General features: G+C 69.2%; 7 protein-coding genes and 2 pseudogenes. 6 read left to right on the forward strand and 3 right to left on the reverse strand.

Annotated elements, in window-relative coordinates:
- The first annotated feature begins 574 nt into the window (after positions 1-574).
- Positions 575-1,558: a GerMN domain-containing protein gene (locus ACIBJF_RS50650; RefSeq protein ID WP_399184663.1), complete on the forward strand. Its 984-nt coding sequence runs from the start codon at positions 575-577 to the stop codon at positions 1,556-1,558.
- 427 nt (positions 1,559-1,985) lie between these two features.
- Here the strand turns inward: ACIBJF_RS50650 and ACIBJF_RS50655 are convergent, their stop codons facing one another.
- Positions 1,986-3,485 carry an APC family permease gene (locus ACIBJF_RS50655; RefSeq protein WP_399184664.1) on the reverse strand — a complete coding sequence of 500 codons (1,500 nt, stop codon included), beginning with the start codon at positions 3,483-3,485 and terminating at the stop codon, positions 1,986-1,988.
- Positions 3,486-3,605: 120 nt separating this feature from the next.
- Positions 3,606-4,199 (reverse strand): annotated as a pseudogene (locus tag ACIBJF_RS50660) (aldehyde dehydrogenase family protein); the annotation flags it as partial.
- Positions 4,200-4,453: 254 nt separating this feature from the next.
- Between ACIBJF_RS50660 and ACIBJF_RS50665 the strand changes: the two are divergent.
- The 4 genes from ACIBJF_RS50665 (at position 4,454) to ACIBJF_RS50680 (ending at position 7,052) form a co-directional block, all read left to right on the forward strand.
- On the forward strand, positions 4,454-5,230 hold the full coding sequence (locus ACIBJF_RS50665; protein WP_399184665.1) for a FadR/GntR family transcriptional regulator: 777 nt from the start codon (positions 4,454-4,456) through the stop codon (positions 5,228-5,230).
- Positions 5,231-5,249: 19 nt separating this feature from the next.
- Positions 5,250-6,032, forward strand: a complete 783-nt coding sequence (locus ACIBJF_RS50670; RefSeq protein ID WP_399184666.1) for a cache domain-containing protein — start codon at positions 5,250-5,252, stop codon at positions 6,030-6,032.
- A 492-nt stretch (positions 6,033-6,524) separates the two neighbouring features.
- Positions 6,525-6,824: a hypothetical protein gene (locus tag ACIBJF_RS50675; protein WP_399184667.1), complete on the forward strand. Its 300-nt coding sequence runs from the start codon at positions 6,525-6,527 to the stop codon at positions 6,822-6,824.
- Positions 6,825-6,875: 51 nt separating this feature from the next.
- The gene (locus tag ACIBJF_RS50680; RefSeq protein ID WP_399184668.1) at positions 6,876-7,052 is read left to right on the forward strand and encodes a hypothetical protein; all 177 of its coding nucleotides are present in this window, start codon (positions 6,876-6,878) and stop codon (positions 7,050-7,052) included.
- 117 nt (positions 7,053-7,169) lie between these two features.
- Here ACIBJF_RS50680 and ACIBJF_RS50685 read toward each other — a convergent pair.
- Positions 7,170-7,334: pseudogene (locus tag ACIBJF_RS50685) on the reverse strand (IS5/IS1182 family transposase); the annotation flags it as partial.
- Between the two features lie 299 nt (positions 7,335-7,633).
- Between ACIBJF_RS50685 and ACIBJF_RS50690 the strand changes: the two are divergent.
- Positions 7,634-8,074 carry a recombinase family protein gene (locus ACIBJF_RS50690; RefSeq protein ID WP_399184669.1) on the forward strand — a complete coding sequence of 147 codons (441 nt, stop codon included), beginning with the start codon at positions 7,634-7,636 and terminating at the stop codon, positions 8,072-8,074.
- Positions 8,075-8,076: the final 2 nt, after the last annotated feature.

The raw sequence follows: 8,076 nt of genomic DNA on the forward strand, positions 1-8,076 counted from the left end.
TGGCCCATCGCGCGGCATCCGGCGCGACCGCCTTGGCGGCCTCATCCACGAGTACGCGCAGGTCGCATAGGGTGACGGGATTGTCGGCACGCACAAGGTCGAGGCCCTCGATTCCGTATCGTCAAGCGTTGTGTCCGAGGGCCGACACATCCGCTTGGGAGCAGTCCACAAGCCGAGGGATGCGGCGTCGTTCCGCGAGGGCGGGGCCGGGCTTCGGTCGGGCGGCGCGTTGTTCCGCGGCCCGCCGCAGCGGCCGGCTTTCCTCGACCACGCAGCGGAACACCGTCGCGGACCTGATCGACAAGCTCGACGCCTGGCGAGGCATCGCCTCCCGCCACGAGATGCAGCCCGACCGCTCCCCCGCCGCCATCACCCCGGCCGGCAGACTCATCCGGCTCGATGCCCGATCGCGAGGACAGGGCGGGCGATGATCAGCCATCAATCCCTGCGCGCAGCAGTTTCTGGTCCCGTCGGGTCGGATCAGTGGAGCCGTACGGCCTCCGTGTCCGTGCCGTGCGGTCCCTGGCGAGCGGCTTGCTGCGGCGCTTCGCTGGAGGTGTCGGAGGAGGTCACCATGAGCGGTACGATCCCGGCTGCCCGCCCGCGCGGGCGCCGTTCACGTATTTACGTCGCGGCACTGAGCCTGCCGCTCCTCCTCGTCGGGGCTTGTGGGACCGGCAACGGCACCGCGGCACCGGAGGGCAGCAGCCGACCGGCCGAGTCCGCGACCGGAACCGGACCCTCGCAGGGTACGGCGGGAGGTCCGTCCACCGGCGCCGGAGGCGGCACCAGCCCCACGAATGGTCCCCCGCCCTCGACGAGCGCCCCGTCCGCGCCGCAGGCGCGGAGCATCCGCACCGCCGTCTACTTGCTGCACGGGGAGCACATCTCCGCCGCCCCGCGCGCCGTCGCCGCCCCTTCGACCGCCTCCGGAGCCGTCCGAGCCCTGCTGGCGGGACCGAACCGCTTCGAGCGGGACCACGGCTGCGGCACGGCGATCCCGTCCGGGACGGCGCTGCACTCCGTGGTGATCCGCGACCACCTCGCCACCGTCGACCTGTCCGGCCGGTACGACGACGGCGGCGGCGCCCTGTCCATGCGGGCGCGGCTCGCCCAGGTCGTGTTCACCGTGACCCGGTTCTGCACCGTGCAGAAGGTGCGCTTCGAGCTCGACGGCAAGCCGGTGAAGTACTTCGGTGGGGAGGGCATCGTGCTCGACCATCCGTTGGGCCGCGCCGACTTCGAGGACCTCGCCCCGGCCGTCCTGATCGAATCCCCGCTCATCGGCGACACCGTCCGCACCCCGCTGCACGTGTGGGGCACCGCCGGCACGTTCGAGGCCGTGTTCCGGCTGAAGGTCACCGACACCATCGGCCGTACCGCCGCCGATGTACGGGTGCGGGCAACGTCCGGGACCGGGACCCGCGGCACGTTCGACGTGACGTTCCCCTACAAGGCCGCACGCACCGGCCCTGGCCTGCTGACGGCGTACTTCAACTCGCCGAAGGACGGCAAGCCCGTGACCGTCGACACGATCCCGCTCGCCGTGCACCGGTGAGAGAGCCGCTCGGCCCGCGGCGAACTGCTCGTCCTCGGCGTCGACGACACCTTCGAACAGGGCCGCCTGAACATGACCCGCCCATCCGATACGACGCGCTTCAGGGCGACGCGAACCGTCCGGCAGAGCGCAGGGCGGTGGAATGTTGCGCGCCGGCTGGTCCGCGGTGTCCTGGACTCCGCGATCTTTCCCGACCGCCACGCCTCCAGGAACCGGTCCGCCATCAAACGCCGGTCAGGGAGCAGATCGACTCGGCGATCGCGGGCGCGACGGGCCCGAAGGAGATAGGCGAGTTCGCGCGGGCCGGGGTCCCGGATCCGGTGCTGATGGCGAACTTGCCGCCGCTGTCGCGGTACCGCGGGCCTCTCGAGGAGGGCAGCCGGTCGGCGGCCGAGCCGCCGACCGGACGAGACCGGTTGAGGTGACGTCAGTGCTGCGGCTGGGTGGCGCCGTCGTCCGACGGCGTCACTGCCGCGACCGCGTCCACGCGCGCGTCCTCACGGATCACCTCGCGGGGACGGGCGATGAGCAGGTAGAGCAGCCCGGCGGCGAAGACGATGGCGACGGACAAGGGGACCAGCCAGCGGTCGAAGAAGCCCGTACCGTTGGCGGGCGTCTTCAGGCTGAGCACGATGACGGCCGCGATGCCGTAGAGCAGGCCGACCACGTTGACCGCCCAACCCCAGCGGCCGAGACGGAAGGCGCCGGACGGCTTCCAGCCGCGGAACCGTCCGATCAGGGAAGCCACGACCACGCTCTGGAAGCCCACGTAGATGCCGACGACGGCGAAGGTGATGATCCGGGCGACGCTGGCGGACGGCAGCAGGGTGACGCCGACCGGGATGAGGGTGGCCACCGCGATCGCACCCGGGGGCATGTGGAACTTCGGGTGCAGCGTGGACAGGGCGCGGGAGCCGGCGATGACACCGTCGCGGGCGAACGCGTAGACCAGACGCGTCGTGGCCGCCTGGATGGCGAGCGTGCAGGAGACGAAGCCGAGCACGATCAGCGCCAGGGCGACCTTGGAGCCGACGGTGCCGAGCGACGCGGCGAGCACGGTGCCGATCGGGTCGGCGTCCTTGCCGCTGAGCACCGCGCCGAGGTCAGGGACGGCCAGCAGCAGGCCCATAGTGAGGATGATGGTGGCCACGCCGCCGACGGCCAGGGTCATGCTCATCGCGCGGGGGATCTTGCGGGAGGGGTTCTTCACCTCTTCGGCGATGTCGCCGCACGCCTCGAAGCCGAAGAAGATCCACACACTGAACAGGGCGGCGGCCAGGAAGGCTCCGACGTAGCCACCGGACCCGCCTGCGCCGTACGTGTGGTTGATCACTGAGAGGCTGTGGTGGCGGTGGAACAGCAGCAGGTACAGCCCCAGGCCGACGGTTCCGACGACCTCGGCCACCACGCCCGCTGTCGCGGCGAAGGCCAGTCGCTTCACTCCCGCCAGATTCACCGCGCCGGACAGGAGGATGACCACGACCGCCGTGAGCACGGTGGTGGTGTGGTTCACCGGGTAGCCGAGCAGGGGCCCCGCGTATCCGGCGATGGGGAAGGCGACCGAGGCCACGGTGATCAGCAGCGCCCAGGTGTACATCCACCCCGACAGCCAGGCGTAGCGGGGGCCGACCAGCCGCTTGGCCCACTGGTAGATGCCGCCCGCGAGCGGGTACTGCGAGGCGGTCTCGGCGAAGGTGAGCATGACCAGGACCTGGCCGACCAGGACGATCGGGATCGACCACACGAACGCGGGACCGCCGGTGGCCAAGCCGTAGGCGAACAGGGAGTAGACCCCGACGAGCGGCGAGAGGTAGGTGAAGCCGACCGAGAAGTTCTGCCAGAGCCCGAGGGCGCGGGTGAGCTGCTGCTGGTAGCCCAAGGCTGCCAACTGGGCGGTGTCCGCCGCGTCCTGGTCCGTCTCGCTCACGGTTGTCGTTTGTCCGGTGGTTGGCATCTGAGGACTCCAGAGGTGGGCGTTGTCTGAGGAATGGGGGCGGGCGGGGCCGGGACGACCACGCACTTCTTGGAGGGCGCCAGGACGTCGTCGTCACTCAGCGACGCAGGTCATGACGTGCTTGATCCGGGTGCAGTCCCTCGAAGCCGTAGCTGGAGAGGTCCTTGCCGAACCGGACTTCTTGAAGCCGCCGTGCGGCATCTCGGCGACCAGCGGGATGTGGGTGTTGATCCGCACCGCGCCGGAGTCGTCCTCGTCGTCCGGCAGGCCGGTCCCGGTCTCCGAGGCGGCCCTGGCCGGCTGGGTCACGGACTCGTCGTGGATCGATTCGTGCACGAGCACGCGGGTGACGGCGGTGCAGTCTCGACCGGCATTGCAGTAGCCGGCGACGCAGATGCCCTCGACGGCGGCTGGGACATCGGCGTCCTCGAAGACGACGACCGGGGCCTTGCCGCCCAGCTCCAGGTGGACGAGCTTGACGTCCTTGGACGCGGAGACGGCGACCTCGGCGCCGGCGCGGACGGAGCCGGTGATGGAGGCCGTAGCCGGGATCTCGTGCTCGACCGTCATCCGGCCGGTCTCGCGGTCACCGCAGAGGACGTTGACGACGCCCGTCGGCAGGCTGAGCTCTTCGAAGACGGCGCCGATGATCTCGGCGAGCAGCACGGTGGAGGCCGGAGTGGTGTCGCCGACGCAGTCATGGGCCGCATCGGTGAACGCGCCGTCGATGTAGTTGCGCAGCAGGGTCAACCGAAGCTCCCGGAACGGGCCCTGACAAGGGGACAGTGGGCAGAGCAGCCCTGAAACAGGTGCCGAGGGGCTCGCAGTGGAGCGCAACCGCCTCGGTGAACCGATAACCTATAGTTCTATATTCCATGAGGCAAGGGGGCGGTCACTACGGTTTACACAGCGGAAACGGATTCCCGGAAGGACGGCACGTGATGCGACGGCTTCTCTCCCGTGGCGCTCGTCTTGCCCTGTTCGCACCGCTCGAGACCCAGGGCCGGGCCGAGATCGTCCTTCGCCGGCTGACCGATGCGATCGCGCTCGGCCTCCTCGACGACGGGGAGCAACTGCCGGCCGAGAGTGAACTCGCGACGCAGTTCGGCGTCTCTCCCGTCACCGTGCGCGAGGCGCTCACGATCATGCGCCAGCAGAAGTTGATCATGACGCGCCGTGGCCGCGGCGGAGGCAGCTTCGTGTGCGCCGTCCCGGACGCGCCCGCCGCGATCCTCCGGCAGTATCTGGAAGCGCTGACGCTTGCTCAGCTCCGGGACCTCACGGATCGCTACGCGGCGATCGCCGGAGCCGCTGCCCGCCTCGCCGCCCTCCGGGCGGCCGAAGAGGACATCCAGGGACTCGAAGAGGTGGTCGAGGAACTGGCCGAAGCCCCGGACGCGGCTGCCCGACGCCGGGCCGACGGCCTGTTCCGCATCGAGGTCGCGGCCGCAGCGCAGTCGTCGTGGCTCACCCGGGAAGAGCTCAAGCTTCAGACCAAGGTCGGAGCACTCCTGTGGCTCGCGGATGACGGGGAAGCGGGCCAACGCGTCGCCAGGGATCACCGTGCGATCACTGCCGCCATCGCGGACGGAGACGCCGGGACCGCCCGCTCGCTCGCCGAGCAGCACATCACCCAGGCGATGGACCGGCTCAGGCAGCTGCGCCTGGAGCTGGCCCGTACCATCCCCACCAGGCCCGAGCATGAAGCCCGGCCCTGACCGCGAGACGAGAGCCCAGATGAGCACCCCGATGAGCGAGGGGCCCGACGAGTTGATCATGGCGGTGACCGATCTGGTCCGCGACATCGTCGCGAACGTTTTCGGTGCGCTCGACGATCTCCGGGCCGCCACGGAAGCTCTGATCCGAAGCCGCCAGGCGGCGGGCACCCCCTTGTACCGGGAGGACCTCGCGGGGCTCCTGCCCGCGATCGAAGCGGTGATCCAAAGGACCGGCGGCTTGGCCGCAGGGGCAGGGTTCGTCCCTGTCCCCGGGACGCTCGCGGACGAGCAGCAGTGGCTCGAGTGGTGGCTTCGGGGCGAGCAGACGAGGCCGCTTCGCCGACTTGTCGTCGACCTCGACCCCAGCAGTGACCACTACCTCGACTTCACCAGGCTGGCGTGGTACGACACCCCCCTGCGCACCGGCCGCCGGCACATCACCGGGCCGTACGTCGACTACCTCTGTACGGGCGAGTATTCGCTGACCTTCACCATGCCGGTCACCCTGCCCTCCGGCGACAGCCCCGGTGTGTACGGCGTGGTGGGGGCGGACGTCTACGTGTCCGATCTCGAGCCGCGGCTGCTCCCCCATCTCGCCCGCCTCGCGTTTCCGGCCTCGCTCGTCAACGCCCAGCGCCGAGTGGTGATGTCGACCTCCCCCATGCACACCACCGGTTCACTCATCCGCCAGGTCGGTCCGGCCTCCCCCGGAGCGCCCTCACACCGTCTCGCCACGAACGTGAGCGGCCCCCTGTACCAATGCGGGGACTCGCCCTTGTTCCTCATGGCCCCGTCGCCATAGGGGGAATGACCCAGACGGGTACGTCCCCGGCAGACCGTGTACGGCCTGTTCAGGCGCCGGCAGCGGCAAGGAGTATGGGCTCGGCTGCTGGAGTTGTTGCAGGCCCGGACTGAGGCGGCCGGACTGATCACGTGGGAGGTGAACACCGGCTCCCATCTGCCGGGCCCACCAGCACGCGGCTGTTGCCCGCCGGAACGGCGCCGGGCAGAGGGAACCGCCCGGCGGGATCACCACCGAGCCGGACGATCACGGCCTGGGCAGCTCGCGGGGCGGGAACACCACGAAGATCCATCTGGCCTGAGCAGGGCGAGATGCTGTTATCGCTGCCGGTCACCGCCGGGCAGCGGGGTGACGGCCCGCAGTTCGAGCCGGTCCTGAACGCAATCCGGGTGCTCATACTGATCTGCTACCGCCGTCTTTCCAGGTAGACGGCCCACCGGCCCACGCATATCCCGTTGCAGTGATCCGTTCGGCGGGACGATCATGACTGCCATGGAACGGCCGAGGCAGATCATCGAGTGTGGAGACTTCGCCCTGCGACGCTGCCGGGGACAGAGCGACTTCGAGCCGGTGTTCAGGTTGATCGAGGAGTCTTTGGACCACCTGCGCCCGTGGATGCCGTGGGTCGCCCGTCACAGCGAGGAGGAGACCCGCGACTTCCTCGTGAAGTCTGACGCGAAGTGGGACAGCGGTGACGCGTTCAACTACGCCATCACCAGGGATGCCACGCTCGTCGGCATGTGTTCCACTTACCGCGGGACCGAACCCCAGGGATGGTACATGGGATACTGACTGCACCCTGCCGCCACCGGCCAGGGCATCGCCACGAGAGCGACAGCAGCCATGGCGGCCGAAGCATTCACCCTGCCGAACGTGGCATATCTGGAAATCGCGCACGACCTGGCCAACGTCTCCAGCGGCGCCATACCGCGCCGGCTGGGCTTTACCGAAGTCCGCCGTGAGCAGGTGACGCCGCCCGCTGCCCCTCCGACTCCGGCATCGACGTGGTCTGGAGGCTGAACCGCCCCACGCACGTCGACCACGGCGTGGCCGCTGACGGTTCCATCGATGAGCGGGACCAGAACGAGAGACCTCTAAAAGAGCGTTTTGTCCCGGCTAGGTTGTTTGGTTCGAGGTTCAGGTGCCGCGCCAGTTCGGGGTGGATTCGCGGGTGAGTCGTCGGCTTATGAGGTCGATCATCGCGACGTGGATTATGGCTTCGGAGCGGTGGGAGTGCGTCTCGTAGTCGCGTGCGAGACGGCGGTGGTGCATCAGCCAGCCGATGGTGCGCTCAATCGCCCAAGCACACTGCGCTTATGGATAGTCAAAGCAGTACGGGGACGCCGATAATCGGTCGTGAGGGTCTGCAGCGGTTGGTCGCTGTGGCCCATCGGTTGCGGGGCCGGATCAGCGACGAGGGGAACGAGTCGGCATGCCCGACGACAGTGACGTCGGCCCCAGACAACAGTGCGGGTGGTTCCGGACGAGCAGGTGTGGGCTGCGCTGCCGGAAGCGAACCGGCAGGTGGCGGTCGGGCAGTTCGTGCGGCTGGCGAGCCGCGCGTTGACGGTCTCCGCGACGGTGAGTGAACGGGACGCGCGATGACCTCGGTGATGCCGTGGGAGCGTCCCGGCAGCAAGATCGACGATCGTCACCTGCAGCGTCTTGCGGTGGTCTATGTCCGGCAGTCGACGCGGCAGCAGTTGGTCGATCACCAGGAGTCGACCCGGTTGCAGTATGCCCTGGTCGACAGGGCGGTCGCGCTGGGCTGGCAGGCCGACCGTGTCCTGGTGATCGACGAGGACCTGGGCAGATCGGGCTCGAGCGCGGGGGCACGCACCGGCTTCCAGCGCCTGGTCACCGAGATCGGCTTGGATCACGTCGGTCTCGTGTTGGGGATGGAGATGTCCCGGCTGGCCCGTTCCGGCCGGGACTGGTACCAGCTGATCGGTGCGCCACGAAGTACTACGGATTCGTGTGGAGATGGAAGGGCTCCACCGCCTGGCCGTCGCAGCGGTCGGGTGAAGCTGGAGGCAGTCTGATC

The sequence above is a fragment of the Streptomyces sp. NPDC050743 genome (assembly GCF_044456925.1).
Taxonomy (GTDB): Bacteria; Actinomycetota; Actinomycetes; order Streptomycetales; family Streptomycetaceae; genus Streptomyces.